The organism is Thioclava sp. DLFJ4-1 (assembly GCF_002020145.1).
Lineage (GTDB): Bacteria > Pseudomonadota > Alphaproteobacteria > Rhodobacterales > Rhodobacteraceae > Thioclava > Thioclava sediminum.
Genome location: NZ_MPZT01000003.1, coordinates 1 through 25,924, shown reverse-complemented (window position 1 = coordinate 25,924; position 25,924 = coordinate 1). Strand labels below are relative to the sequence as shown.

General features: G+C 59.3%; 25 protein-coding genes. 16 read left to right on the top strand and 9 right to left on the bottom strand.

Annotated features, from left to right (window positions below):
- Position 1: 1 nt before the first annotated feature.
- From pcaG to pcaD, 4 genes are read right to left on the bottom strand one after another with little or no spacing between them, the layout of a single operon-like run.
- Positions 2-601, bottom strand: a complete 600-nt coding sequence (gene pcaG / locus BMI85_RS10015) for a protocatechuate 3,4-dioxygenase subunit alpha (protein WP_143595049.1) — start codon at positions 599-601, stop codon at positions 2-4.
- The gene (gene pcaH, locus BMI85_RS10010; protein ID WP_078601202.1) at positions 601-1,323 is read right to left on the bottom strand and encodes a protocatechuate 3,4-dioxygenase subunit beta; all 723 of its coding nucleotides are present in this window, start codon (positions 1,321-1,323) and stop codon (positions 601-603) included. Before pcaH ends, pcaG begins: the two co-directional genes overlap by 1 nt.
- Complete coding sequence (pcaC, locus tag BMI85_RS10005; RefSeq protein WP_246832537.1) at positions 1,320-1,670, bottom strand: 4-carboxymuconolactone decarboxylase; 351 nt, start codon at positions 1,668-1,670, stop codon at positions 1,320-1,322. The genes pcaH and pcaC overlap by 4 nt, the downstream gene beginning before the upstream one ends.
- A gap of 16 nt (positions 1,671-1,686) precedes the next feature.
- A complete protein-coding gene (pcaD, locus tag BMI85_RS10000) occupies positions 1,687-2,472 on the bottom strand; it encodes a 3-oxoadipate enol-lactonase (protein WP_078601198.1) in 786 nt (261 codons plus the stop codon).
- 76 nt (positions 2,473-2,548) lie between these two features.
- On the opposite strand from pcaD, the gene BMI85_RS09995 reads away from it, so the two are divergent.
- Positions 2,549-3,469: a LysR substrate-binding domain-containing protein gene (locus BMI85_RS09995; protein WP_078601196.1), complete on the top strand. Its 921-nt coding sequence runs from the start codon at positions 2,549-2,551 to the stop codon at positions 3,467-3,469.
- Positions 3,470-3,516: 47 nt separating this feature from the next.
- Here BMI85_RS09995 and BMI85_RS09990 read toward each other — a convergent pair whose 3' ends face one another.
- Positions 3,517-4,446, bottom strand: coding sequence for a hypothetical protein (locus BMI85_RS09990; RefSeq protein WP_078601195.1), 930 nt, complete (start codon positions 4,444-4,446; stop codon positions 3,517-3,519).
- A gap of 331 nt (positions 4,447-4,777) precedes the next feature.
- On the opposite strand from BMI85_RS09990, the gene BMI85_RS09985 reads away from it, so the two are divergent.
- Both BMI85_RS09985 and BMI85_RS09980 read left to right on the top strand, forming a co-directional pair.
- Complete coding sequence (locus tag BMI85_RS09985) at positions 4,778-5,623, top strand: hypothetical protein (protein ID WP_078601193.1); 846 nt, start codon at positions 4,778-4,780, stop codon at positions 5,621-5,623.
- Positions 5,624-5,875: 252 nt separating this feature from the next.
- Complete coding sequence (locus BMI85_RS09980; RefSeq protein ID WP_348638974.1) at positions 5,876-6,106, top strand: hypothetical protein; 231 nt, start codon at positions 5,876-5,878, stop codon at positions 6,104-6,106.
- A 120-nt stretch (positions 6,107-6,226) separates the two neighbouring features.
- On the opposite strand, the gene BMI85_RS09975 is transcribed toward BMI85_RS09980, so the two are convergent.
- The gene (locus BMI85_RS09975; protein WP_078601191.1) at positions 6,227-7,123 is read right to left on the bottom strand and encodes a LysR family transcriptional regulator; all 897 of its coding nucleotides are present in this window, start codon (positions 7,121-7,123) and stop codon (positions 6,227-6,229) included.
- Between the two features lie 144 nt (positions 7,124-7,267).
- Here BMI85_RS09975 and BMI85_RS09970 point away from each other — a divergent pair, with 144 nt between their 5' ends.
- From BMI85_RS09970 to BMI85_RS09945, 6 genes are all read left to right on the top strand, one after another.
- On the top strand, positions 7,268-8,497 hold the full coding sequence (locus tag BMI85_RS09970; protein WP_078601189.1) for an aromatic ring-hydroxylating dioxygenase subunit alpha: 1,230 nt from the start codon (positions 7,268-7,270) through the stop codon (positions 8,495-8,497).
- Positions 8,498-8,501: 4 nt separating this feature from the next.
- Positions 8,502-9,572, top strand: a complete 1,071-nt coding sequence (locus BMI85_RS09965; protein ID WP_078549845.1) for a hybrid-cluster NAD(P)-dependent oxidoreductase — start codon at positions 8,502-8,504, stop codon at positions 9,570-9,572.
- Between the two features lie 40 nt (positions 9,573-9,612).
- Positions 9,613-11,649, top strand: a complete 2,037-nt coding sequence (locus BMI85_RS09960) for an NADH:flavin oxidoreductase (RefSeq protein WP_078601187.1) — start codon at positions 9,613-9,615, stop codon at positions 11,647-11,649.
- 159 nt (positions 11,650-11,808) lie between these two features.
- Positions 11,809-12,198 (top strand): hypothetical protein, encoded by a 390-nt coding sequence (locus tag BMI85_RS09955; RefSeq protein WP_078601185.1) that lies wholly within the window; start codon positions 11,809-11,811, stop codon positions 12,196-12,198.
- Positions 12,195-12,599: an IS66 family insertion sequence element accessory protein TnpB gene (gene tnpB, locus BMI85_RS09950; protein ID WP_143595048.1), complete on the top strand. Its 405-nt coding sequence runs from the start codon at positions 12,195-12,197 to the stop codon at positions 12,597-12,599. Before BMI85_RS09955 ends, tnpB begins: the two co-directional genes overlap by 4 nt.
- Positions 12,592-13,728, top strand: a complete 1,137-nt coding sequence (locus BMI85_RS09945) for an AAA family ATPase (RefSeq protein WP_078601182.1) — start codon at positions 12,592-12,594, stop codon at positions 13,726-13,728. Before tnpB ends, BMI85_RS09945 begins: the two co-directional genes overlap by 8 nt.
- A 92-nt stretch (positions 13,729-13,820) precedes the next feature.
- Here the strand turns inward: BMI85_RS09945 and BMI85_RS09940 are convergent, their stop codons facing one another.
- The 3 genes from BMI85_RS09940 to BMI85_RS09930 form a co-directional block, all read right to left on the bottom strand.
- Entirely contained in the window at positions 13,821-15,566 is a 1,746-nt protein-coding gene (locus BMI85_RS09940) for a ThiF family adenylyltransferase (protein ID WP_210402338.1), read from the bottom strand.
- Positions 15,567-15,651: 85 nt separating this feature from the next.
- Complete coding sequence (locus BMI85_RS09935; RefSeq protein WP_078601176.1) at positions 15,652-16,698, bottom strand: cyclic GMP-AMP synthase DncV-like nucleotidyltransferase; 1,047 nt, start codon at positions 16,696-16,698, stop codon at positions 15,652-15,654.
- Positions 16,699-16,701: 3 nt separating this feature from the next.
- Positions 16,702-17,853: a patatin-like phospholipase family protein gene (locus BMI85_RS09930; RefSeq protein WP_078601173.1), complete on the bottom strand. Its 1,152-nt coding sequence runs from the start codon at positions 17,851-17,853 to the stop codon at positions 16,702-16,704.
- Positions 17,854-17,991: 138 nt separating this feature from the next.
- Between BMI85_RS09930 and BMI85_RS09925 the strand changes: the two genes are divergently transcribed.
- The 7 genes from BMI85_RS09925 to BMI85_RS09895 all read left to right on the top strand — a co-directional run bounded on the left by BMI85_RS09925 (position 17,992) and on the right by BMI85_RS09895 (position 25,352).
- Complete coding sequence (locus tag BMI85_RS09925; protein WP_078601170.1) at positions 17,992-18,903, top strand: WYL domain-containing protein; 912 nt, start codon at positions 17,992-17,994, stop codon at positions 18,901-18,903.
- Positions 18,904-19,036: 133 nt separating this feature from the next.
- Positions 19,037-19,639, top strand: coding sequence for a hypothetical protein (locus BMI85_RS09920; RefSeq protein ID WP_143595047.1), 603 nt, complete (start codon positions 19,037-19,039; stop codon positions 19,637-19,639).
- 646 nt (positions 19,640-20,285) lie between these two features.
- Entirely contained in the window at positions 20,286-20,543 is a 258-nt protein-coding gene (locus BMI85_RS09915) for a helix-turn-helix domain-containing protein (protein ID WP_348638973.1), read from the top strand.
- A gap of 200 nt (positions 20,544-20,743) precedes the next feature.
- Positions 20,744-22,414, top strand: coding sequence for an IS66 family transposase (locus BMI85_RS09910; RefSeq protein ID WP_078601164.1), 1,671 nt, complete (start codon positions 20,744-20,746; stop codon positions 22,412-22,414).
- A gap of 339 nt (positions 22,415-22,753) precedes the next feature.
- Positions 22,754-24,136, top strand: coding sequence for a DUF3696 domain-containing protein (locus tag BMI85_RS09905; RefSeq protein WP_078601162.1), 1,383 nt, complete (start codon positions 22,754-22,756; stop codon positions 24,134-24,136).
- An 8-nt stretch (positions 24,137-24,144) separates the two neighbouring features.
- Positions 24,145-24,678, top strand: coding sequence for a hypothetical protein (locus tag BMI85_RS09900; protein WP_078601160.1), 534 nt, complete (start codon positions 24,145-24,147; stop codon positions 24,676-24,678).
- Positions 24,675-25,352, top strand: coding sequence for an RNA ligase family protein (locus tag BMI85_RS09895; RefSeq protein WP_078601157.1), 678 nt, complete (start codon positions 24,675-24,677; stop codon positions 25,350-25,352). Before BMI85_RS09900 ends, BMI85_RS09895 begins: the two co-directional genes overlap by 4 nt.
- Positions 25,353-25,924 lie beyond the last annotated feature (572 nt).

Sequence of the window (25,924 nt, the reverse complement as noted above, 5' to 3'; positions counted from 1 at the left end):
CTCAGATATCGAAGAAGACGGTTTCGCCTGCACCTTGCAGACGGATTTCGAAGCGGTATTCGCCCGGACCGGTCGCCTCGGCGACCATCGTGGCGATCCGGTCGCGATGCTCGATCCGCGCGAGAAGCGGGTCGCCCGACAGATCGTCCTCGGGGAAATACATCCGGGTGTGCAGCCCGTGATTGATCCCGCGCGCGAAAATCCAGAACGAGATATGCGGCGGCGTCTTGCGGTCGCCCGAAAGCGCAATCGCACCGGGTTTGATCGTCTCGAAAATGATCTCGCCGGTGGTGAAATCGGCGGGCATACGGCCGAAACCGGAGACAGCCGGGTCGGCCCCCTCCTGCCCCGGATAGATCCCGGCGGCGTCAGCCTGCCAGGTCTCGACCAGACAGTCGCGCAGCGGCAGATCGCCCCCGTCGACGACGCGACAGGTGATCTTGATCCGGTCGCCTTTCGCCTCCGGCCCGGCGATCTCGCGGCCCAGCGTCTCGAAGGGCACATCCTCGATGCCGCAGGCTTCGGGAGCCAGACCGATATGGACGTAAGGCCCTGCCGTTTGCGAAGGCGTCAGGATCGGCTTGTCGAATTTCTGCACCATCACAATCCCTCCGGGCGGTTTTCGAAATGGGTCTGGCGGTGGCCGCGCAGCACGATGTCGAAGCGGTAGGCAATCGCGTCCATCGGTTTCGTCTCGCTCATGTCGAGCGCCGCCACGAGCCGGTCGAGCGCCGCCTTGTCGGGGATCGTCTGTGCGATCGGGCATCGTGCAATCAGCGGGTCGCCCTCGAAATACATCTGGGAGATCAGACGCTGGCCGAAGCTGTGGCCGAAGATCGAGAAGTGGATATGCGCCGGGCGCCATTCGTTCGGACCGTTGGGCCACGGATAGGCACCGGGCTTCACGGTGCGGAACGCGTAGGAGCCGTCTTCGCCCGTGATCGTGCGCCCGCAGCCGCCGAAATCGGGATCGAGCGCCGCCAGATAGCCGTCTTTCTTGTGGCGGTAACGCCCGCCCGCATTGGCCTGCCAGATCTCGATCAGCGCGTTCGGGATCGGACGGTTGTTCTCGTCCAGAAGCCGACCGTGAACGATGATCCGCTCGCCGATGGCGCTGGTGCCGGGGCGGGCGTAGTTCAGCAGCAGGTCGTTATCGAGCGCGCCGAGCTTCACATGGCCGAAGGTCGGCCCGGTCTCTTCGCTGGGCGAGCTGTCGAAAGAGATCAGCGCGCGCTGCGGGCTGCGCAGCACCGAGGTCTTGTAGGCTGGCGTGAAGAGAGGCGGATGGATACCGGCCTCGCGGGGGATCAAACGACCGGTCATTGGCCCATCTCCTTCAGCGTTTCCTTGATGATCTTGATCGCGTGATTGGCGCGCGGCACGCCCGCATAGACCGCGACATGCAACATCGCCTCGCGCAGGTCCTCAGGCGAGGCACCCGTGTTGGCGGTGGCGCGGGTATGCATCGCGATCTCCTCGTGATTGCCCTGCGCCGCCAGAAGCGCGATCGTCACGATGGAGCGTTCGCGCGGCGTCAGGTCGGGCCGCGACCAGACCGAGCCCCAGGCGCCTTCGGTGATGAATTCCTGAAACGGCGCGTCGAACTCGGTCTTGCTCGCATCGGCGCGGTCGACATGGGCGTCGCCCAAGACGCGACGGCGCGTTTCCATCCCTGCTTCATATCGCTCAGACACGCTCATGCTCCTTCAGAAATTCAGTAATGAGGCGCGCCACCTGCTCGGGCGCCTCGATTGCGGGAATATGCCCCGCGCCTTCAATCAATTCGGCCCGCGCGCCGGGAATGGCGGCGGCCATCTCCATGACCTGCTCGGGCGGGGTCGCGCCGTCATGGCTGCCCGCGATCACCAGCGTCGGGGCGGAAATCTCGGGCAGCGCGTCGCGCAGATCGGCCCCGGCGAGCGCCGCGCAGCAATTCGCATAGCCCTTGGCGTCGGTGCGCGCGACCTCCGTCACCCAAAGCGCGCAATCGGGATGGGCGCGGAAGGTGGGGCCGAACCAACGCTCGATCACGCCTTGTGCCATCGCGGGCAGGCCCTGAGTTTCCACCGTGGCGATCCGCTCGGCCCAGCTTTCCTCGGTGCCGATCTTGGCGGCGGTGTTGCTGAGAATGAGTGCAAGCACGCGTTCCGGGGCGATCCGCGCGATCTCCTGCGCGATCATGCCGCCGATCGAACAGCCGACGAAAACCGCCCGCTCGATGCCCAGATGATCGGCCACCGCCAGCGCGTCGCGCGCCAGATCGGTGATCGTGGGGGTGGCGTCAGAGGTCGCGCTCAGCCCGTGGCCGCGCTTGTCCATGCGCACCAGACGATAGCCGGCGAGCGGGGCGACAAGCCCATCCCACATCCGCAGATCGGTGCCCAGCGAGTTCAGACATATAACCGGAACGCCCTGTGCCACACCGTCTTCGCGGTAATGGATATGGCCCCAGTCGCAAATAAGTGCGTGCATCCTCTTCCTCCCGCCATAATCTTTTCTGAAGTTTTCGCTTGAGCCAAATATAAAATGCACGTTAATCCATAACCCCATGGCTATGCATAAAGGTCTCAAGCTGCGGCACATCCGCGCCTTTCTCGACACGATCGAGGCAGGCGGCGTCTCTGCTGCGGCGCGCAAACAGGGAATTTCGCAGCCTGCCCTGTCGAAAACCCTCTCGGAGATGGAGGCGATGCTGGGCGGCGCACTGCTGGAACGGCGCGGGCGGCGGCTGACGGTGACTCCTGCGGGCGAGGCGTTTCGCCGCCATGCGATACAGGCGCTGCAGGAGCTTGAGGCAGGCGCCGCTGCGCTGAGCGGCGACGGGATCGGCGACGTGATCAATGTGGGCGCGCTGCCGACCGTGGCGGGCTCGATCTTTCCGGGCGTGGCGCTCGACTTCAGCCGCGCTCATCCGGGCACGCGGCTCTCGATCAGCACCGGGCCGAACCTGTATCTGCTCGACCGGATCCGCTCCGGCGCGCTGGATCTGATGATCGGGCGGATGCCGGCGGCGGGCGACATGCCGGGGCTGCGCTTCGATTTCCTCTATGAGGAAGAGGTCATCCTCGCGGCGCGCGCGGGCCATCCCTTCGCAAACAGCCCCGCCCCCGAGGCGCTACGCCAATGCGACGTGATCCTGCCCACGCGCGGCGCGATCATCCGGCGCATCGTCGACGATTATCTGGGCGCGCAGGGCATCACCGAGCCGCGCTGCCCGATCGAGACCGTGTCGCTCGCGACCGGGCTCGGGCTTCTGGAAGGGTCGGATATGCTGTGGTTCATCTCGCGCGGCGTGGTGGCGCGTGAACTCGCCTCGGGCCTTCTGGTGAGCCTTCCGCTGGGCGCGCAGTTCATGTCGGGCGCGGTTGGGCTGACGATGAAGCACGAGATGACCGAGCGCCCCGAAGTCGCCCGACTGACCGCGATGATGCATGAGGCCGCCCGGTTGCGCGAGGCGACGTCCGGCTGAGGCGCGGGCAAGCCGCCCTGCCCCGGCGTATTACACCTCAAAAGGCGTTATGACCCGGGCGAGGTCGTCGCGGCGCGCGTCTGTCTTTGGGCTTGCCTGCGCGCCTTGAAGGCCGCGACCAGACGCGGGATGCGATGTTCCTTGCCGCGGCTGGCGAGATGGTCTTCCATCACCTTGCGGTAAAGGTAGATATCCTTGCGGCCTCGGGTCGACCGATAATACCAATCCTCACTAAGTTCGCCCGCAACCGCGCGCGCAATGACCGCCTTCAGAAGCTCCATCCGGCGCAGCACCAGCGCCGTCTTGTGCCCCTGCCCGAACGCCTTGAGCAGCGTGACGTTATCGCGCGGCAGACGCCCGAATTGACGCATATCCTCTTGCAGGAAGGGATCGCAGATCACCCAGACCTTGGCCGCCGCACCACTATGTTCAGCCGCATCCGAGCGCGGCAGCGACCAGTCCTGATCGCGCCCACGGGCAAAGCGCCGCTCCCACGGGACCAGATCGCGCGCGAGCGTCGTCTGCGGACTGAAGGCCACCACCTCGCAGCCCGGCGCCAGATCGGCGAAGGCCAGCGCGCCGAAGCCGCCCATCGAGGTGCCCGTCATCACGACCCGTGCGTATCCTTCGAAAAAGCCCTGATCACGCAATGCCTCCATCCGGGCGATCAGCCGCGCGTCGCGAAACCATGTCGGGCCCTGCGCCACCACGCCCAGATGGCTCCAGCCATTGTCGCGGATGAATTTCTCGGCCCAGGGCCGGATGTCGTAGCCGGGATAGCCCGCATCCGAGAGGTTATCGAACGTCACGACCAGCGTGGCCGGGTCGCGCGCGACATGGATCAGCGCATGAGCCCCGAGCTTTTCATAGAACCCGTCGCGGGGACCTGCGGGAAAAATCTCGCGATACCAATCGGGCAGCTTCTCCTCGAGCCCGGACTCATCACCTGCGGCGTCGTCTTCGAAATCATCGGCCATCGAAATCGCTTTTTCCTGCTCGGGATCCGTTGAGGTCTGACATTTTTTCTTGCGCCGATCAATTACATACGGATGGTTTGGTGCTATCGTCACGGCGAGGGCGAGATAAGAAAAACCAAAGAGATCGGGCACATTTATGGCAACAGGGAAGCGGAGCGCAGAACGTGGCCTGAGCCGCAGGATGCGGAGTGAATCGAACCCGTCATATTGTGAACGAGATTTCGTGCATTCTCGCCCCCGTTGGACGCCCGACGTCTCCACCGAACTTACCGGATACCGCCCCCACGCAGCCTGACCGCCGCGAAAGACCTTTCCAAACAGGAGCCTACCCTTGTCCCAACTGCCGACGATCGCGACCCTGTGGATCGGAGACCGCCTGTCCTGGCTCGAACAGCTGAGCCTGAAATCTTTCGTCGATGCGGGCCATGACACGCTGCTTTATTGCTACAACCTGATCCCGAACGCCCCGCCCGGCGTGACCCTGCGCGACGCGCGCGAGATCTTCCCGGGCGACGAGATCATCCGCCACAAGCGCACCGGCAGCCCCGCGATCCATGCCGATCTGTGGCGCCTGCATCTGATGGAGAAGACCGATTACATCTGGGTCGACGCCGATGTGCTTTGCGTGAAGCCCTTCGATTTCAAAGATGAGTACGTGTTCGGGCTGGAGAAGCCGCACCTGATCTGCAATGCGGTGATGCGCCTGCCTGCGGAGTCGCAGACGCTGCGCGGGCTGCTGGATTTCGTGGCCGATCCTTACGCGATCGGGCCATGGCTGAAGGAAGAGCAGCAAGAGGAACTGCGCGCGGCTCGCGACCGCGGCGAACCGGTGCATTTCTCCGAGCAGGAATGGGGGCTGACCGGCCCTGCCGCGTTGAGCCACTTCCTGCGCGAGACCGGCGAATGGGACCATGCGCTCTCGCAACAGGCCTTCTATCCGATCCCGTTCAAGAACCGGAACAAGATGATCATGTCGCGCTTCGACGTGGAGACGGATTTCCTGACCGACGAGACCTATGCGGTGCATATGTGGGCGCGTCGGATGAAGCCCCGTCTGGAAGAGGCCGAGAACAACCGCCCCCGGCGCGGCAGCTACATGCACAAGGCGTTGCAGAAACACGGGATCGACCCGTCCGGGGCCCCGATCCCGCCCAAGGTGAAACCCGTCGACGCCTGAGGCGGCGGGGTCTCCGGCACTCGACGCGGGGTGCGAAAGCACAGTCCCTGCCCGCGCCCAGCCTTGACCTCGACGGTCCGCTGACCCATCTTTTTGCTCAGATGCAGGTCACACTGAACGCCCGATTGCTCGAACCTGCATCCAGATGATGTTAGCCTGCCGTTTCATTGACCCGGCTTGCAGCCACAGACAATCCGCCCTTGCTGTTCAGCCCGGAGGAGGTCCGCCATCAGCGCTCAGATACTTGCTGCAGTGATACTTTTGCCCTTCGTGTTCGTCGCTCTCTACGCGGGCATTCACGAGTTTCTCCGGTTCAGATCGGAGGGACGCGCGAATTACGGTCTGATCTTCGATGAAGAAACGGGAACCTCCTACGTGACCGGCATCGCGGAAGAAGAGGACGCGTTCGACCCTGACGACTTCGATCCCAACGACTACAACGATCCCGAAGTCGCCGAGGAACCGGATGAGAGCAAAACCTGACCGTTGCGGCCTCTGAGCTTCCTCTGTCGGGTCGGGCTCCCAGAGACGGCGACGGAACAAGTCCGGCGCATTTTGTTCGCTTTGCGTTCGACGCGAGCAAACCCTCGCGACAATCTCCAGTCAGCCATCCGCCTTCGTGACGCTCTGCGCGACCAGCCAGTCGCGGAATTTCTTCGCCTTTGCGGAGGCGCGACGGTGAACCTTGATGTAGAAGCACTGTGGCGACACCACGCTTTCTGACCCGAGCGCGACGAGCTCTCCGGCGTCGATCAGGTGGCCGACCAGACCGTCCCAACCAAGCAGAGCGCCGACACCCTCCTTCGCCATCTGCAGCCCGATCATGTAATTGTTGACGGTGATCCGTTTGCCGGTCGGCCGCGGAGCGCCGAGCTCGGACAGCCAATCGGGCCATTCGGTCCAACGATGGCGCTCGCGCGTGATGTGGATCAGCGGGACGCGGTGCAAGTCATGTGCGGCGGTGATGGCATAGCGCGCAGCAAATGCCTCCGATCCGACCGCGCAGATGCGGTCCTGAAAAAGCTGCGTGCAGGTTTCGTCCCCCTCGGGAAACTCGCCGTAATGAAGGCTGAGATCGACGGTCGCTTCCAAATCCACCGCGTCGCTCACGATTTGCGAGACGTTGATATCCGAATGGTTCAGCCAGAATTCCGTCAGTTTGGGAGTGAGCCACAAAGAGCTGACCGCGGTCGAGGCCAGCACCATCACGTCGTCCTCCGCGACGGACCCGCGCATATCCCTCACCACGTCGGATATCGCTTCAAAACTGCGCTGCACGGCGTTGAACAGATAGGCCCCGGCCTCGGTCAATTCGACGCCGCGATGCTGGCGGCGGAACAGCTGCTGACCGAGCTCCGTCTCGAGCGCCCGAATCTGATGGCTGACGGCCGTCGGGGTCACGTACAGCTCTGACGCCGCCGCCTTGAAGCTTAATTTTCGGGCAGCAGCCTCGAAACAATTCAGTGAGCTAAGCGAGGGAAGATCATAGGGGCGCTGCATGATGTCGGTTTCGAACCATTCCGTGTCGAAATATGTCTTAGGTGAGCTGAACTCACCCGGGATGAATATTTATGACGTTGAGAGGCACGAAAAAGCAAACTTGAAATGAGGTGAAATCACGCTTGGATAGGAAAGGCCGCGCCCGTGACACCTCCTCTTGCCGATCTGCTCGCACATCGCAAACCCGGATATTCGCTCGACCGGGCTTTCTATACCGACCCGGGCATCTTCGAGGAGGATCTCGAGCATATCTACTACCGCGAGTGGCTTTATGCGATTCCGGCCTGCCAGCTGGTCAAGACCGGCGACTACGCGCGCCTGAAGATCGGGGCTTATGACGTCATTCTGGTCAAGGGCAGCGACGGCGAGATCCGGGGCTTTCACAACACCTGCCGCCACCGCGGCTCGATCCTGTGCAAGTCGTCCGGCGGGCGCGTCGCCAAGCTCGTCTGCCCCTATCACCAATGGACCTACGATCTGGACGGCAGCCTGCTCTGGGCGCGCGAGATGGGGCCGGAGTTCGACCCGAAAGAGCATCGCCTCCATGCCGTTCAGACCCGCGATCTCTGCGGCCTGATCTATATCTGTCTGGCCGACGACGCCCCGGATTTCGAAGCCTTCGCCGCGATGGCGCGCCCCTATCTGGAGGTCCACGACCTGCACCGGGGCAAGGTCGCCTTCACCTCGTCGATCATCGAGGAAGGCAACTGGAAGCTGGTCTGGGAGAACAACCGCGAATGCTATCACTGCTCGAGCAACCACCCCGAGCTGTGCAACTCCTTCCCGCTGGATCCGGAAGTCGCGGGCGTCTCCGCCGATGGTTCGATCTCGGCCCGGCTTCAGGGGCATTTCGACCGCTGCGAGGCATCCGGCGCGCCGGCGCAATTCCGACTGGGTGGCGACGGCCAATACCGTCTGGCGCGGATGCCGCTGCAAGACAATGCCGTCAGCTACACGATGGACGGTCAGGCGGCGGTGCGGCGTCCGCTCGGGCGCGTCGCCCTGCCCGATGCCGGCTCGCTGCTGAAATTCCACTACCCGTCGACCTGGAACCACTTCCTGCCCGACATCACGCTGACCTTCCGGGTCATGCCGATCAGCCCCACGCAAACCGAGGTGACGACCTGCTGGATCGTGGATCGCGATGCGGTCGAAGGCGTGGATTACGATCTGGATCGCCTCACCGAAGTCTGGATCGCCACCAACGATCAGGACCGCGAGATCGTCGAGGACAACCAGCGCGGCATCAATTCTCCGGCCTACACGCCGGGCCCCTACAGCCCGGATTGGGAGTCCGGCGTGATCCAGTTCGTCGACTGGTATGCCGACACCATGACCCGCGCGCTTGCCCCGCGCAGCGTCGCGGCGGAGTAGGCTCATGGCTGCAACTGCTCAACCGCTCCTTCAGTTCTGGACCGATGACGAACCGCTGGAATGCGTCAACTTCCTGCCCGAGGCCCCGAATACGGCGAGCTTCACCTTTCGCCCGCCCTCGGGGGCGCTGTTCCACTTCAATGCCGGGCAGTTCGTGACGCTGGAATTGCCGGTGGCAGGCGGCCCGCTGCACCGGACTTTCACGATCTCTTCCTCGCCGTCGCGCCCCACCTCGCTCACCGTCACGGTGAAGGCGCAGCCGGACTCGCTCGGCACGCGCTGGATGCTCGACAATCTGCGCCCCGGCATGCGGATCAAGGCCTTGGGACCGGCAGGGATGTTCTCGAACGTCGTTCATCCCGCGTCGAAATACCTGTTCATCTCGGCAGGCTCCGGCATCACCCCGATGATGTCGATGACGACGCAGCTCTATGACGCGGGCAGCGATCCGGACATCGTTTTCATCAACTGCGCACGCCGCCCGTCGGAGATCATCTTCCGCGAGCGGCTGGAGCATATGGCCTCGCGCCTGCCGGGGATCGCGCTGACCTGGGTGGTCGAGGAGCAGGATCGCTACGCGCCCTGGACCGGGATCAAAGGGCAGTTGAACCAGCTGATCCTCGGTCTTGCGGCCCCCGACTATCTCGAGCGCGAAGTGTTCTGCTGCGGCCCCGAGCCTTTCATGCGCGCGGTGCGCGAGGCTCTGACCGGGCTCGGCTTCGACATGGACCACTACCATCAGGAGAGCTTCAACGCCCCGATCTCCGATCGCCCGGTCGAGCCCGAAGACGACGTGACCCCCGACGAGGATGCTGCCGTCGAGGTCACCTTCGCCAAATCCGGCAAGACCGCGAAAATCAAGGAGACTGAAACCCTGCTCGCCGCCGCGAAAGCTGCGGGCGTGCCGCTGCCGTCGGGCTGCACCTTCGGGGTCTGCGGCACCTGCAAGATCAAGACCAAGGGCGGTCAGGTCCACATGGTCCACAATGGCGGCATCACCGATGACGAGATCGAAGAAGGCTACGTTCTCGCCTGCTGCTCGAACCCGATCGGCGACGTCTCGATCGACGCCTGACGCCCCCTACCCTCAAGACCCGACCTCAAGGAGTCCGCCCATGTCCAGTGATCCGCTTCTGCAGCCCTATCAACTCAAGCATCTGACGCTGAAGAACCGACTGATGATCACGAGCCACGAGCCCGCCTACCCCGAGGACGGGATGCCCAAGGATCGCTACCGCGCCTATCATGTCGAGCGGGCGCGCGCGGGCGTGGCGCTGACGATGACGGCGGGCTCTGCCTCCGTCGCCCGCGACAGCCCGCCGGTCTTCAACAACATCCTCGCGTGGAAGGACGAGGTCGTCGGTTGGATGAAAGAGCTGACGGATGCCTGCCACGAGCACGATTGCGCCGTGATGATCCAGCTGACCCATCTCGGGCGCCGCACCCGCTGGGACAAGGCCGACTGGCTTCCGGTCGTCTCGTCGAGCCATGAGCGCGAGGCCTCGCACAAGGCCTTCCCGAAGAAGGCCGAGGATTGGGACATTGCGCGCATCATCGAGGACTATGCCGACGCCGCCGAACGCATGAAGGCGGCAGGGCTCGACGGGATCGAGCTGCAGGCCTATGGCCACCTGATGGATCAGTTCTGGTCGCCTTTGACCAACGAACTGGACGGCCCCTATGGCGGCAGCCTCGAGAACCGTCTGCGCTTCACCTTCGACACGCTGAAAGCGATCCGCGCGCGTGTGGGCGAGGAGTTCATCGTGGGCGTGCGCTACACCGGCGACGAAGACCTGCCCGGCGGCATCACCCGCGAAGAGGGGCTGGAAATCTCGCAGCGTCTGAAAGACAGCGGCATGGTCGATTTCCTCAACGTGGTGAAGGGCCATATCGACACCGATGCGGGCCTGACCGATGTGATCCCGGTGCAAGGCATGCGCAGCGCGCCGCATCTGGATTTCGCGGGGGAGATCCGCGCCGCCACCAAGTTCCCGACCTTCCACGCCGCAAAGATTCAGGATGTCGCCACCGCGCGGCACGCGATCGCGGAGGGCAAGCTCGACATGGTCGGCATGACCCGCGCCCATATGGCCGACCCGCATATCGTCGCCAAGATCATGCGCGGCGAGGAAGAGCGTATCCGCCCCTGCGTCGGCGCGAATTATTGCCTCGACCGGATCTATCAGGGCGGCATGGCGCTGTGCCTGCACAACCCCTCGACCGGGCGCGAATTGGAAGTTCCTCATGAGATCGCTAAGGCCGATGCGCCGCGCCGCGTGGTCATCGTCGGGGCCGGTCCGGCGGGGCTCGAGGCCGCCCGCGTGGCTGCGGAACGCGGTCATGAGGTCATCGTGCATGAGGCCGCCAACGATCCCGGCGGACAGGTCCGCCTGACCGCGCAATCCAAGCGCCGCCACGAGATGATCCAGCTGATCCAATGGCGTTTCGCGGAATGCGAGCGTCTCGGCGTGAGTTTCCGGTTCAACAGCTATGCCGACGCGGACACCATCCGCGCAGAACAACCCGATGTCGTCGTGATCGCGACCGGCGGCCTGCCGCATACCGAGGTGTTGGATGCAGGCGACGATCTCGTCGTCTCGTCCTGGGACATCCTGTCGGGCGACGCCCGCCCCGGCAGCAACGTGCTGATCTATGACGACGCTGGGGACTACGCCGCCCTGCAGGCCGCCGAGACCCTCGCCGCCAGTGGCGCCAAGGTCGAGGTCATGACGCGCGACCGCAATTTCTCCTCCGAGGTCATGGCGATGTCCCTGACCCCGTCCTTGCGCGAATTGCAGGCCCGCGACGTGACCTTCACCGTTCTCTGGAAACTGACGGGCGTGGCGAAGGACGGCAACGGCTTGGTCGCGAGCGTCGGCAGCGATTATGGCACCTTCACCCGAGAGCGGCAGGTCGATCAGGTTGTCGTCAATCACGGCACCCGCCCGCTCGACGACATCTATTTCGACCTGCGCGAAGACGCGAGCAATCAGGGCGAAGTCGATTACGAAGCCCTGATCGCCGGCCAGCCGCAAACGATCACGCGAAATCCGAGCGGCGCCTATCAACTCTTCCGCATCGGCGATGCGGTGGCTGCACGCAACACCCACGCGGCAATCTACGATGCCCTGCGGCTGATGCGCGCTATTTGATCGTGGTTGCAGGCGAGCAGTGCGCCTCGGTCTCCCATAATCTGGGGGCCTGGGTCGCATTGCGCAAACGTAAGCGTTGCATCTGACCCCGCCTACGACCACTGACCCCCTTTAGAGCGCTATGGTATTCCAGCTCCCGAACGAAACGGGAGGTTAGAGATGGCCGCACGAAAAATCTGGGGTTTTGAAATCACAACCTCGCCTTCAGGCAAGAATATCTGGCCAGCCAAGCTCAAGAAGGAAGCCGTAAGGCGCATCGACGAAGAAGGCACTTCGCCCGGAGAGCTTGCCGCCGAACTCGGCGCGCACGAATGCCTAGTTCGAAAGTGGCATGTCGCCGCGCGGCGCACTCGTGGCGACATGGTCCTCTCCAATGGCCCTGCCTTTGCTGAGGTGAAGTTCAACGCCGCGAGCGCATCAGAAGCTTCAGTTTTGCCGAATACTCAGCAAGCTCGTATCATCACGGGTGGGGTCTCTATTGAATTCCCGCTCTCTATTGATGAAGCCAGCCTGTTGAAACTCCTTCGGGCGGCGGGTGCTACGAAATGATCGTTCCGTCGAGCAGCTTCAAGATTTACCTAGCAATGCAACCAGTCGACTTCCGAAAGGGGATTGATGGGCTTGTGAACTACGTTTCGGAAAATTTTGATCTCGATCCCTTCTCAGGTGCCTTCTTCGTCTTTCGCTCGAAGGGCCGAGACAAGATCAAGATTGTCATGTGGGACGGAACCGGCCTCGTTCTCATCTACAAGCGCATCGAAGGCAAAGGTTTTTACTGGCCGAAACTCGTGGATGGGACACTCACTCTCACGAAGGCCCAATTCGAAGCGCTGTTCGAGGGGATCGATTGGCGCAACGTGACGACGCCCCGTTATCTGAAGCCGCAAAGACCACCTTCCAACCCGACAGGTGCCTCACATCCGCGGGGACAAAGGCAAACGCATGAATAGCACGATTATTGACCGCAAGATTTTAGGCCTAGGTCAAACACCTTCGAGGTTTCAGATCGCTGACGTGAAGTTCTTTCCAAAGCAGACTGCACAAGACATCGAAGCCCGCCTTTCAAAGACGCACGCGCAGCTTCGGCGGCGGGCCCTTGGGGTCGACGAGGCTTGGTTCTCTACGCTAGAGAAGGGAGAGGAATGGCGCGATATCATGGACCGGACCGGCCCAAACCGTATGGATCGGGCAAAAATTGTCCGTCGCGCCCTGCGGTTGGTGCAGCTGCGTGAACTGGCGTCTGGCCTGAGCCATCTCGGTAACGAAGACCGAAAACGGCTCTCATCCCTTCAAGATGGGGTCACGCTCACGCAGCTCCGAAACGAACATCACGCGGACGAAATCGCGGCTCGCTTGCACGAGGAGATGCCCTGGATGTCCCGGGCGACTGAGATCGCCTGGAACGCCATGCGTGAAAGCGTCCGTGAAGGTAAGCCGGCCTTGAGCTTGCCGCCCATCCTGCTCGACGGCCCCCCTGGGATAGGCAAGAGCCACTGGGCGCGACGGCTGGCCACGCTTGTCGGCACTCCATCGGAATTGATCGATGCAGCGAGTGAACCCGCGGGGTTTTCTGTAGCTGGAAGTCAAAAAGGCTGGTCGACGGCAAATCCCGGCCGGCCACTGGAGCTCATTCTCCGCGAGCGCGTGGGCAATCCGTTTGTCGTTATCGACGAGGTGGATAAGGTGGGCGATGTGCGGTCAGAGAAGGGATTGAGCTTTGCGCTGAGTAATGCGCTCTTGCCGCTGCTTGAGCCCCTAAGCGCTCGAACCTGGAGCTGCCCCTATTTCCGGGTGCGTTTTGATATGCGCTGGATCACTTGGATCCTGACCTCGAACAACCGCCGCACTGTGCCTGCGCCGCTCCTGAGCCGGTGTCGCGTCGTCGACATCCCTCCGCTCTCGGGCGCGCATCTCGCATATTTCGCGCGACGGGAAGGCGCTGCGCGTGGATTACCAGCTGATACTGTCGAAGTGCTGGCAGACAAACTTGCGAGAACGGGACACAGGTTGGATTTGCGCGCCGTGATCAAATTAATCGATGGTCTAGTGGCGAGCGAAAACCGTCCCCCGTTGCATTGACCTAGGATGAAAGAAATTTGCCTCGGATCGACGTAGCAGTGCAATCGCGGAAAGCCGGCAGCGATGCGGACCGCTCGGTAGATTCCATCGAATTACGGGGCTCTGTCGGGATGTGGCAGCCGGCAAGCGGCGCAGCTAGCGGAATGCCACGGTAGATCGAATGTCCGAGCCCCCTCTTCGTTTTCTCCAAATGCGGCGGACAAGCCCTCGGACAGTCGTCCACCGAGTGCCTTGATGCGGCGGCGTGACGCCACAAATACGCGACTAAAAGAATTCAAAGGTGGCTTAAGGAGGCAGTCTACTGCGACTTCCGCGACCATAGCGGTCACATAGGCGAGTTCTATCGGTCCATAGGGTTGATAGTGTGCCCCGCAAGCGGGTTCTTCCTGAGCGACGTCGCCACCATTAAGCCACGTCACAGCAGTGAATTCCGGAGCACCGGTGCGTCCGATGTGACATTGCAGGCAACCCTGCTTTTCGCCGATCGCAACCGCATGGCCGGCACAGGCATGTGCCTCAGTCCACCCGTAGACAATTGGCTGACGACGCCCTTGCTGGATATGCCACCGGTTGAGCGCACTTTCGGCAGCCCAACTTCCAGTCGCTGAGACAATCACCTCAACTGAAGCGAGCAGATCGCTCCTGTGTTCGATTAGGTGGTGAACGTCGCAAGCGAGGTGGCCGACGCTGAGATGTGGAAAGTCAGCTCGAAGCCGTTCGGCCAAGGCTTCGGCCTTTTGGCGCCCTACTGCAGTCGCGCCGAGTGGATGACGCCCCACGTTGGGCCAAGTTAAGGTCTCTGGATCGACTAGAATGATACGGCCTACCCCTGCCTGCGCCAGCGCGCAGGCGACCGGTGCGCCAACCGAACCACAACCAATGACCGCAACAGACGCGCCGAGTAGGTGGTGCGTGCGCGAATCCCGACAGCGCCCATGCACCCATTCAGCATCGGCGCGCTGCACAAGGGTCCTGATGACAGAATTCCTCCCAAAAAAACGGTCGAGAAATAGCGGCCGTGGGGTGTGGCCAGGCCGGAAGCCCACGGAGAGGGGAGCTTCGGGAGCGCGTGGCCGCCCCTTTAGTCGCTTGGGGTTCAGCACCCTCACCCCCACAGATGCGGCCCCCCCGCGTCCAATTGCGCCGAGCAACGCGAGGATTTCGTCGGGTTCGACACTTGCGGCCTGCTCCAGAGCCGCCTTTGAGTCATCGCCAAGTCGCTGCGACAATAGATACAAATCTGCGGCCGTTTCGGGGTATTCAGCAGGAAGAAGCGGGGCATCTAACCACAGGAACGCCGCCGCGTCGGCATTCACCGCAACCTTGCCTCCAAAGCGACGAGATACCCATTTCGCGATGGCTTCCTGATTTTCTGCTACTACTTCAATACCTTTTCCGCGCCAAACGCGCACTACCCGCGAGGGCGGGGTGGGCGCTACGAGGCTGAATAGATTTTTCCCCTGCGAGTGCGCCTGGTAACCCCAATAAGTAACAAATTCCTCGCGAAAGTCGCGCTCGATGATACTGCCGTCCAGAAGCTCCGTTACCAACCTTACAGAACGGTTTAATAGATCCATGGCGACCTCAGACGGATCGTCTGGGTCGCACTCAGCCATATTGGGCAACAGGCACAAGATCCCGTCGCTCTCGACATGCGGCCAAGTCATTGGCTCAGGATGGTCTACAAGCGCAGTTCTTACCGGCGTCGTCGGAAACTTCGCACCAGCAACAAGATCGAATCGGCGGGTAACGCCGTCGGAAAACTCCACTTTGATCCGCCAAGCCGCAACGATCCAGTCGCGACCCGGATAATCGCTTGCGATCGTTGCGCGGTCCAAGCGCTCGGGTGCTTGCCCCGCCCGCTCGCGGAGGGTCGCCTCGAGCAGGAGCGCTGCTTTTCGCCAACCGAGCGAGAGCCCGCTCCTAGGCATGTCGACCACCGCCAGCGCTGCTTACTGCATCCGCCGCTGCAGCCGTCGCACTCATCAGAGCGCCGGAGCCAATCGCTGCGCCGGGGGCTACGGAAGCACGCCGCTCTTCTTCAAGGCGCTCGCTGAAGAAGGTCGTGGCAAAAACCTTGTCCCAGCACTTAAGTGCTTTCTCGCGCGTGCAATCATCGTCAAACAGCGGTTCAAGTGTTTCTATCGCACTCGTAAGCTTCTCGCGGAAATAGCGCGACTTAGAATCGTCGGACCCGCTGGTGATGTAATCACCTGGAGTTACGGGATGGGCGATTTCTAAGTCCCAGTCTAGGCGATCGCGGATCGCGACGATCGTGTCGTAGAGCGCCTGATCCTCCCGAGCATTGGCCCTGAACTTCTCAGTTGTCAGAGCTGAGATGCCGAAGCCGCTAAGGATCGAGCCCCGCCAAGAGAAGCGGCTGCGAGCATATTTCTTTAGGTAGCGATTGATGCGACGTAGCTGGATGCCATCGATCGATGCTGCTCGTTGATCTTCATACCAACCAGACACATCGCGAGCGTCGGACCTCTTCCAGCCGCTGCTCGCAGCCAGTTCGAAATGCACGTCTTCGCCGAAAATAGTTTCAGTGACGACACGACGGTAGACGGGCAGGTCGACATGGTAGCCCTTCTCGTAAAAGATGCGGACGCAGTTCGAACGCACCTCGGGCGCTCTCTTAAATTTGCCATCGTCGACAGCATCGCGCACCATCCAGCGCGCTTGCAGGGACGTCATCTCTGCGCCACGATCGCCGACCAAATCCTCCTTATGGAAATACACGCCGTCGTCGATGTCGTAATCGTTGTCGGGATCGCGACACATTGTCTTCATGGCATAACTGCCCTGTTTGAAGAACTCGGTCGGTTTAGGCTTGCCAGCCTTCTCCAAACCATTCTGCAGCCGCTTCCGGTTGGAATCGCGTCGGTCGCGCATCGCATCCTGTTCGGCCTTGGGCAGTGTCACGTCTTGGTCGTGATACGCACGCACATCTTTGGAACAGTCGAACATCGCTTATCCTCGCTTGTTGTCTTTGGAAGGGGGGCTCCAGACGGCGCCGGTTGCGGGCATCGCCGGCAGGTCGTGCATAAGGCGGCAAATCATGCGTCCATCGTCATTGCTGGAATCGTCGCAAGCGCTCTTGGTAAGGTCTGCGTCGGTGTGCGCCTGAGCGACCAGTCGATCCATCGCCTCCAGCCGAGTGTCGTCTAGGGCGAGGTATGGCATCATGCTCGCCGGCACCGGCTTGTTGGGGAAGCGAACGCGCCGAATTGAACGACCGCAGTCACTGATCGCATTGCACAAAAGCCGCGCCATGTGGTCGAAAGCGAACTCTTGTGCCGAAATGCTGAGTGGCGCCACGTCAGCGCCGAACGACCAGTCGAGCATGGAACGGTGTGCGCTATCGGCGTCAAGGTGATCCCCATCCGGGCGCGGACATGTCCCCAGCGAATAAATCTCGATCGGGCGGTCGCGCGGTGCCACAGTTAGCGCATCGACGAGGCCCACCATGATTGGATTATTTGCCCAAAGACCTCCGTCTGCGAACACCTGCTTAGGGCCGCCCGGTGAGTTTGGGTCATCGATAGCAGCCAAAGAGCGGTAGATGGGCGCCGCGCTGGTAGCCATGCAAACGTCGACCAGCGAATATTGATCGTCGCGCACCCCGCTTTTCGGTGTCTTCTTAAAAACCCAGGCTCGATGCTCGCTCATGAGCACTGTTGGAATCGCGAGCGAGATGCCTCGCCCGACAAACACGTCAAGCATGCTCACGTCGTCGAGCACACCGTGCAGGGCATCGCGAAGTGCCTTATCGCCCTCGCGCACGAAATGACTACCTCTGCCGGCGCGGTAGATGGCGCTGCGCTTACCCTTTATCCGATGCGGGAAAATCTTGGGGCCATGCTCTCGATAAAGTGCCACCACTTCCGACATCGGACGTCCGACGGCGAGCGCACAACCGACGATCGCGCCAGTGCTGGTCCCTGTGATAAGGTCGAAACCGCGCCCCAAATCGAGCGCTGGCTTTCCACGAATTCGAGCAAATTGATCGGTCAGACGCGCTAGAAACGCCGCCGTATAGATGCCCCGCATCCCACCGCCGTCCAGGCTGAGCACACGGTATGGCTGCTCAGAAGCCGTCGATTTCTCCGGGTCTTCAATCATCCGCGTAGCATTTCCTCTATAGCGACTCGGTTGCCATTTTCGCATCCTACATCTAATAAATATCAGGGCATAGAGCTATCGCGTCAAGTAACTTGATGCTATGGTCGGGTTAGGGGCAAGATAATAGATAGGTGCGTCATGGAAGAAATTGGTGAGCGTCTCCGGTGGGGTGTCCGGCGACGCCTTGAATTTATTGACTTTCGGCTGTTCTGGGATGGGCGCCTCAATCGCAGCGATCTATCTGCAACCTTCGCGATATCGGCTCAGCAAGCGTCATCCGACATCGGACAGTATGAAAAGATCGCGCCAGCCAATCTTTTCTATGATCGTGGAGAGAAGGCCTACATTCGAACGCACGACTTCACTCCCGCATTCATCGGCGAGACAATCGAGCGCTACCTGTTGCAGTTAGTCGCTATTGAGAACAAGTGGATGCGCCCTGAGGACACTTGGTTCGACGCGATTCCGCCAGTGGAACTCGTCACGCTAGGTCGGCGACCGACCAACTCGAAGATTCTACTGCGCGTGCTGGATGCGATTGGCAAACGACAGGAGATCGACATCAGTTATTCTTCGCTGACCGGCTCAACGCAGCCGTCGCGAACGATTGCTCCCCATGCTCTCGCCCACAGCGCTGGCCGCTGGTATGTTCGCTCTTGGTCGAAAGATCATAACGACTTTCGTGATTACAATCTGAACCGCATTGTGGCCGTCGGCGATCATCGTCCCGCGACTATCGACGCGGCCTTGGATTTCGAGTGGAACCATCAGATCAACCTTGATATCCGCCCCAACCCAGAGCTCTCGCATGCACGCCAAGCTGCTGTGGCGGCCGAGCATGGCATGACGGACGGTCGCTTGTTGCGCCCCTGTCGCTTAAGCCTCAGCTTCTACCTTATGAGCGAGTATAACCTCGACGTGGAGCCAGGTATCCTCAAGCCTGAAAAGCAGCAGATTGTGCTGCAAAATCGAGACGAAGTGACCCAAGCTCGATCCTTGTCTCGACAGATGTCGATAGAAGCGCTTGCGCGGAAGATGCAGGAGCTCTGATTTTGATAACGAAAAATCGATCGCCGTCTGCTCGATCCAAACGGCGCAGTCTATCATGACGATAGCGGCTACCCTTCTGTTCGGAAGTCTCGCCCGAGGCGATCACGAGACAGGTTCCGACACTGACCTACTGATGATTAACCTCGATGAGGAAACGCGCTATGTGTCGGCGGGGCATCTTTCCTTGTTTGTTTATCCGTGGCGCCAACTCGAACGGGATGCGCAGACTGGCAACCTTTTCGCCTGCCACATTGCGCAGGAAGCGAAAGCATTGGTGGACCCAGAAAATTACTTAGCGCGCCTTAAACGCTCATTCGAATTTCGTGAAAGCTATGAGGATGAAATCAACAGAGCGTCGGACCTCGGTTGGTATCTAGTCTTTTTTGGGGACGAACTGAACTCTGCATTACTCGCGAAACGCGTGCTCTGGTGCATCAGGACGGTTCTGATTGCTCGCAGCGTTGAGCAGAGGACCCCAACCTTCGCGCCACAAGAGCTCGCCAAAAGGGCGCAATCCCAGCCAGCACGAAATCTGTTAAATAATAGACATCACCAGCATGACAAAGCTTGCCTTAGGAGGGCTTTGCGGATGTTTCTGGAAACCGAACTTTCGCCATCTCCGTGGTCTATGGGTGCGGAGAAGAGCATGTTCCTCACTCATTTTGTCGAGACTTCCAACAAGGTTGCGCTGCAGACTCTCAAGCAGAGTTGCGAGTGCCGTGGAAGCTATTGTTAACTTGATCTACACGCCTCTCTCTTTGCCGCTGTGGGCGCGAAAGGTTATGGGCAGAACTCGCATTCTGTTGCGTCCAAGGCCCAAGTTGCATTTGGCGAGATTCGTGATCGGAGAGCGGGGCAGTCGTATTTCGAGCATGTAATTCCTGGCATCCTTGCTGCTTAGAAAGCAGTGCCGATTTTCTCAGAAAACGACTATCATTTATGAGTTGCAACCATCGACGGCTTGGGGTGGGAGCAAGATCACAACGCTACTCCAACGAGATCAAATGCGAAAAGCGGCGCCAAGAAGGCAGCTGCCACTATGTGCGAAAAAGCTACCTCGCGCCTCTCCGCGCATTTGGGAACCCGCTACTAACGCCAATTTTTCTCATGCCCCGCGAAGCCAGTCTCCTAACTAAGCGTAGCAATATCTGTTACTTATCAGGGGGGCTCGCTCGCCAGAAATAGAGGCATGGGCAAAAAAGTAAATTTCTCAAGGACGATTGAGTGAGACCGGCCGTGCGAAAAACGTTTGACCGTGCGAAAAACATCTTCTATCACCCCGACAGCGCCGATGATTCTTAGGCGTTTGTCTTTGTGACAGATGCAGGGGTTGACTCGATCCCTTTGTTCCGCCATGCCGTTAGGCACTGATTCGCGGAGTGATGTGCATGGTGCGCAACGATTTTCAGATCAATCGAGAGCGACACTCTCGGATCAAATACGAGTTGGATCGGCGTGGCCTCTCCCTCGCAGAAATCGCTCGACGCGCTGGCGTTGGTCTTTCCGCAGTGAGCTCGGTATCGCTTGGCAGGAGTCGATCCGCTCGCATTGAGGCGAAATTGGCGGACGCTCTCGAAACCACTGCACCTGAGCTGTTTCCCGAGCGCTACCCTGAAGAGAGAAAAGGGAGCGCATTATGAGCTAGCAGAAAATTGGCTCTGGAAGGGTTGAGGCCCCGGGACGGCAATCCCAAGGGCCTCGAAAAATCGCGTGGCGCGATCTCCTCTCCATCCCAGCATAGATATCAAAAGTCAAGCGGCATGCTCGCATCTGGGCGGGCATGACTGCTTCGTCTTGCCCTGCAAACGCCGGACCGCACCAGGCCGACGGGATGAAGTGAATGGAAGCAATACAAAGGGCCTGCACTCAGCTCGCCGGCCACGAAGACAATTTCGTTCGAGACGTCGCAGAGGAAATCTGCAGCGCGGACCGAGAGCGCGATGACGCCATGATCGTGATGGAAGCGCGGATCTCAACCGCACTTGCGCAGATCAAGACCCTTCGTGCTGCTGTCAAACGAAAAGAGGCGCAGATTAAGGAATTCCAGAGAACGATATTTGGTCAGAGCTCCGAGAAAGGAAGTGGTCAGCAGGGCTCTTCGGAAAGCAGCGACAAGGCGGCGGACGACGATCAGGTTCATAGTTCTAATCCAAGAGATGCGAACAGGGGTAACGGGGCCGCACCGCCAGATAAGAAGCCTCGCGGAATGAGAGGGCGCCAGAAGATTTCGCATCCGAGCCACTTACGCCGAGAGATTGTTGTCATAGAGCCGGCTCCAGAACAGTTTTGCTCTTGCGGATGCGGCACCTATCAAATGGGCGAGCAGATCATTCAGAAGCTCGCTTACAAGCCCGCTGAAACATATGTGATCGAAGAGCGCTATCCCAAACACGTTTGTCGCAAGTGTAATGGCTTCGTTCAGGCAAAGGTGCCAGAGCGCGCTTTCGACTACACCGGCTTCGATGACAGTTTGACTATTGCGATTCTGGTTTCCAAGTATGCTGACTTCTTGCCGCTTTTCAGGCTGGAGCAGATTTTTGGACGGAGCGGCGTGCGCATCAACCGCTCGACACTCTGGCGAATGGCAGAACGGGCTGGCCAAGTGCTTCAGCCGATTTACGAAGCGCTAATCGCCGATCTGAAATCCGGCTCGAAGCTGTTCATGGATGAGACGACGATTCCAATGCAACTGGCTGGGCTAGGGAAGACAAAAACCTGTTTTGCTTGGGCCATGTGCCGTGATGATCGGCGATGGCGCGGCAACCTTCCCCCCGCCATCGCCTTCAAGTTCGCAGACTCGCGGGCGGGGCATCACGCCGAAACATTCTTGGAGAATTTCACAGGCATCCTGCAAGTCGACGGTTATGCAGGATACAATCGCCTGACGGCTTCAGACAGAGGAGGCGGACCGGTTACCCTTGCTTATTGCTGGGCGCATGTGCGTCGAAAATTCTTCGCTGCCTGGAAGGGAGCTGGGTCAACCGAAGCAGAAGGAATAGTTCAGACCATTGACCGACTTTTCGAGATCGAAAGGCAGCTGAAGGGTCAGTCGCCACGCGTTCGACAGGTTGAGCGTGGTCGCCTAAGCGCCCCAATCATCGATGAACTGTTTCGTGATATAGAGACGCTGCAAGGCCGAATCCTAAAGAAATCGCCACTAGGCGAAGCGATCAACTACACGATGAAACTGGGTGAAGGGCTTCGTGTTTTCCTCGGGGATGGACGGGTCGAAATGGACAACAACCCCGTCGAGAATACCATCCGACCACTAGCGCTGCTCCGCAAGAATGCCTTGTTCGCCGGGTCTGAGTTTGGCGGCGAGGTCTGGATGATGATGGCCAGCCTGATTGGCACCTGCAAGTTAAACGGCGTCGAGCCGTATGCTTACTTCAAATGGGTATTCGACAAAATCGCCGCAAAGCTTCCACTGACCGAATATCACAAGCTTCTTCCCTGGCTCTGTCCGGCTGGCAGATACGCGGAAGCGTCAGGCCCCCCAGGAGGAAAATAGAGCAGCTCTTAACGCGGCTTGCCCTTCAGGTGTGCGCCTGCTCAGCCACGGGCATTCGGCCCAAGCAGTCTTTGAACGGCAAATCTAGGGGTGATATTGCCCCCTCTGAGGCTGATGCTAGCAAACAGTTCCGGACGACCGCTGCCAAGGAAGTAAGCTTGTCCATTTCGATCGCGGGGAAACCTGGACTATTCGCCGTCGGCGTGGCCAAGAATACTTGGTTGGATTCCGGCCGCCTCGACATATGGAGAGATCTTGCGCAAAGGCGAGCATCGAACCCGATTGACGGGAACGGCCCAAACCGCGTTATTACAAAAAAGATTTTGGGGGAGACACGCGATGCTAGTTGAACTGCAGGTGAAAAACTTCAAGGCGTGGCAAGACACTGGTTCAATACGTCTCGCGCCGCTCACTGTCGTGTTCGGCGGCAACAGCTCCGGCAAATCGAGCCTCGGCCATCTCCTTCTCGCCTTGAAGCAAACGGTGCAACTTTCCGACCGAAAACGCGCACTTCATCTCGGCGACGAGAACTCACTGATCGATCTAGGGACCTTCACAGACTGCCTGTATGGTCACGATCTGGAGGCGGCACTTGAGTTTGCCCTGAAGTGGCGGCTTCCTCGCCGATTGGAGATTGAGAATTCCCTAGCCTCGTCAGAAGGATACTCCGGTGATCAGTTGTCTCTCCATTCGAAGCTACGGGCCGACAAGTCGGGGCAGCCAATTACGGATGAGATCCAATACACACTCTTCGATGGAGAAAAAGAGGTTCTAGAGATCGAACACGGGCGCAAAGGCAGCGGTGGATATCTTGATGCCACACCGTTGCGGCTTATCCACGCTCAAGGTCGAAAATGGCCAGCAGAGCCACCTGAGAAATTCTATCGTTTCGCTGATCGAACGCTTCTGCGATACCAGAATGCTGATTTCTTAGCTGAATTTGCGCTTGAGACCGAACGTGTCTTGGACGATTTATACTATCTCGGCCCTTTGAGAAGCCCACCTCGGCGAGTCTACCAGTGGTCAGGCGATAGTCCGCCCGATGTGGGGCAAGAGGGCGAAAGTGCGATTGCCGCGCTCCTTTCAGCTTCTGCCGAGGACCGCAGTCTCAATCGTAGCCGCGGGCGTGGCAAGCGGCGTTTCGACGAGTTCATTGCAGCTTGGCTCGTTGACCTTGGGATCATTTCTAAGTTTCGCGTGAAGGCTGTCGCGAAAGGCCGCAAGGAGTATGAGGTTTTAGTGAAGACGCAGGCAAAGGCGCCTGAAGTCAAGCTCACTGATGTAGGCTTCGGTGTTTCGCAGGTTCTTCCAGCGTTGGTGCAGGCTTTCTATTGCCCGGCGGGATCCACTGTGTGGATGGAGCAACCGGAAATCCATCTTCACCCCAAGGCGCAATCCGTATTAGCCGATGCGTTTATCAGTGCAATTCAATCTTACGAAGATAGTAAGCCACGCGAGACGCAACTCATCATCGAAACCCATTCCGAACATCTTCTCAACCGCTTGCAAAGGCGGGTTGCTGAGGGAGTTATTAGTAAAGAGGATGTTGCAGTATATTTTGTTAACAACAAAAAAGGCACAGCTCAACTTGAGGCGCTTGAGCTCGATGAGAATGGCGAAATCTTGAACTGGCCAGAAAATTTCTTCGGAGATGAAATGGAGGACATAACTGCGCGAACACTAGCGGCAATTAATCGGCGATCTGCCAAAAAAATGGAATAGGTCGGAGAATGGTTCGAGTAGTCATAGATACCAACGTGCTCTTGGTGGCTAACGGAAGCCACCAAGATGTTTCGGACGCTTGCAAGGCAATGTGCATTGAGCGCCTCTTAAACCAAAAGAAACGGGGCATCACTGTGATTGACGATTGCTTTCACATTATTCTTGAATATCAGAAAAAAACACGCCCGAACCAACCGAAAGGGATAGGTGATGTGTTCCTGAAATGGCTTCTTCAAAATCAAAGGAACCCCGCTCATGTTGAGCAAGTGACAATTACTGAGATTGAAGAAAACAGATATTCTGAGTTTCCAAGCGAGGAACTCGAAGCGCACTTTGACCCTCCTGATCGAAAGTTTGCAGCCGTTTCTAATGCACATCCTCAGAAGCCTCCTATTTTACAGGCTGCAGACTGCAAATGGCTGGACTGGTGGGAAAAGCTTGCGGAGCACGGTATTGCAGTTGACTTTTTGTGCCCGAGTGAAGCGCGTCAATTTTATGCTAAAAAATTTCCGAATAATAGCCAGCCAAGTTTGCCAAAATGAACGAATTCTTTCGATTTCCACACACTCCTCACCTCGTTTGGCTCGGTTCGGGCAATCCTCGAGGGGATAAAGTACTCTCACAAAACCAGGTTGGGGAACTTCTGTCGGGCGAAGTGATTGTCGAAGAGAAGATTGATGGGGCTAACCTTGGAATCTCGCGTGGAGAGGACGGCGAGATTTGGCTGCAGAATCGGGGCTCCTACCTTTCACCGCCCTATCGAGGGCAGTTTACCCGAATCGCGTCCTGGCTTGGTGAGCGGGAAGAAGGCTTGAGCAGCGTTCTTTCCTCAGAGAAAATATTATTCGGAGAATGGTGTGCGGCGAAACATTCACTGCTTTACGATCGCTTGCCAGACTGGTTTTTGCTATTCGACGTTTATTGCCGCAGTAAAAAACAGTTCTTGAGCACGGCGCAAAGGAACGCGATCGCGCGGTCTGGTGGTCTCAGCACGGTGCCCGAAATTGCTCGGGGACGGTTCACGCTTGGTCAGTTAACGGACCTGCTGCTCAATGAGGAGAGTCAGGTCAGGGCAGGCTCAATGGAAGGGATAATCATCAGGAGTGAAGGCGACGCCTTAAGTTCTGCCCGTGCCAAACTCGTTAGGCCTGACTTCACGCAAGCTATTCATGAACATTGGAGCTCTCGCCCTCTTTCATGGAATCGCCTGGCGTAGCCATTGACGTTACGGCGAAAGCGCATTTCGCAAAGAATTTCAGTTACCAAAAGAAAACCTACCTGCTCACCCCATAGAAAGAGAAGCTCTATCGGGAACATGCAGGTCACGCTGTCGTTTGCGAACGCCCGCATTGACGTTTTCGCGGCAGTCACAATGCCGCACAGCGTCGGGCTGCTTCCCACCCTTCTTCATTGAATCCAGGCGATTTGGCGTCTGAGGGCGGAGCTTCGAGAAAGGCAGCCTTTCGTCTTCGCGACATGAGTGTGCAAGCTCAATAAGGTCAAAAGGCAATAATTGCCAATGTTCCGTCTTGGCGCGTAGCGCCAAGATAGCCTGCCTGCCCGTGAAAGGACAGACGCGTAAACCGAGGGTCAGATGCAACGCTTACGCGCAAACTGCAGTCAGGACAAAAGAGGTAAAGCCTACCTAGGCCATCTAAAACGCAAAAAGCCTCGCGGGGGCGAGGCTAGGCGTTTGATATGGTTTAGAAGATTTGGTTGCGGGAGTAGGATTTGAACCTACGACCTTCAGGTTATGAGCCTGACGAGCTACCGGGCTGCTCCATCCCG